Annotated in this window: 1 protein-coding gene; it reads right to left on the bottom strand. The window is 62.4% G+C overall.

The features are described 5' to 3' along the window. A partial coding sequence (locus NW863_RS05630; protein WP_414365087.1) for a 5-(carboxyamino)imidazole ribonucleotide synthase occupies positions 1-1,007 on the bottom strand: 1,007 nt, incomplete at its 3' end. Between the last annotated feature and the right edge of the window lie 263 nt (positions 1,008-1,270).

Raw genomic sequence — 1,270 nt, 5'->3', positions numbered from 1 at the left:
CGCTGCCGCTTTTGGGCATAGTCACTGCTGGAGTGCTCATAACCCAAGAGGTTCACCATCACTGCTCCCCCACACTTGAGAGAGGGATCCCCCAAGGGGAGGCCGAGGATAGCGCGCAGATGTTGCTCAAACTGGGAGGTGTGGCAGGCTTCCAGGGTGTAGTGGCCGGAGTTGTGAACCCGCGGTGAGATCTCGTTGATCCAGATCCCGGCCTTGGGGTGGGGCGGCGGCACCCAGAAGAGCTCGATGGCGAACACGCCCACCGCGTCCAACTTGTCCATCACCTTGACCGCCAGGTCGCGAATCTCGGCCTCGACAGTCGGGGGAATGCGGGCGGGCGCCAGCACATAGCGGCAGACCTGCTCGATCTGCACAGTTTCCACCACGGGGTAGAGTTGGATCTCCCCCGCCAGCCCGCGGGCCACGATCACCGCCAGCTCCCGCTCAAACGGGATCCACTCTTCCAGCAGCAGCGGGATCCCGGCATACTCGGCCAGAGCCTGTTGCAAGGTTGCTCGGTCGGGCAGGATGCGGGTGCCCTGGCCATCGTAGCCCTGCCGCCGCCGCTTGAGCACCACCGGAAAGCCCAACCCAGATAGGTCTGCCGTCTCCGCAGGGCAAAAGGCCGGCACCGGCACCCCCAACTCCGCCAAGAACTGTCGTTGGTGCAACTTGTCCAGCAGCGGCTCTAGGGTGCTCAGGCGAGGGCGAAAGCGGGATCCCTGCGGATCCAACTTGCGCAGCTCCGGCAGCGGGATGAACTCGTTCTCAAAAGTTACCACCGGGCAGCGTTGCAGCAACTGGGCTGTGGCCTGAGTGTCCGTCACAGCACCCCAGACCACACCGTCGGCTACTGCCACCGCCGGATCGGTGGGGGCAGCGGCCTGCACGATCAGCGGGATCCCCAAGGGGCGGGCCGCCAAAGCCAACATCTGCGCCAACTGCCCGCCGCCGATCACCCCCACCGGTTGGAAGCTCTGGGTTTTTGGGGATACCTGGGGTTCCACCACTGTCTCGCTATACTGACAGGTGTGCTGCTATCTGTTGCATCTTGGATCCAGAGATCATTATGGGATCCCTTGCCCTCGAGCGCTAGGAGCAAAACAGTGCAATCCCCTCAACCCTCTGAGCTCAGAGCTTTGATTGACCGGGCCTTGGCAGATAAGATCTTGACCCGTGCTGAACAACAGCAGATCCTCAATGCCGTCATGGCCGATCAAGAGATTTCCCCAGAAGAGCACGAGCTGCTGGAATTGGTTGTGGAGCGCCT

It is taken from the genome of Synechococcus sp. B60.1 (genome assembly GCF_047462555.1).
In the GTDB taxonomy this organism is placed as follows: Bacteria; Cyanobacteriota; Cyanobacteriia; order Thermostichales; family Thermostichaceae; genus Thermostichus.
This window is presented reverse-complemented; position numbering and strand designations above follow the sequence as displayed.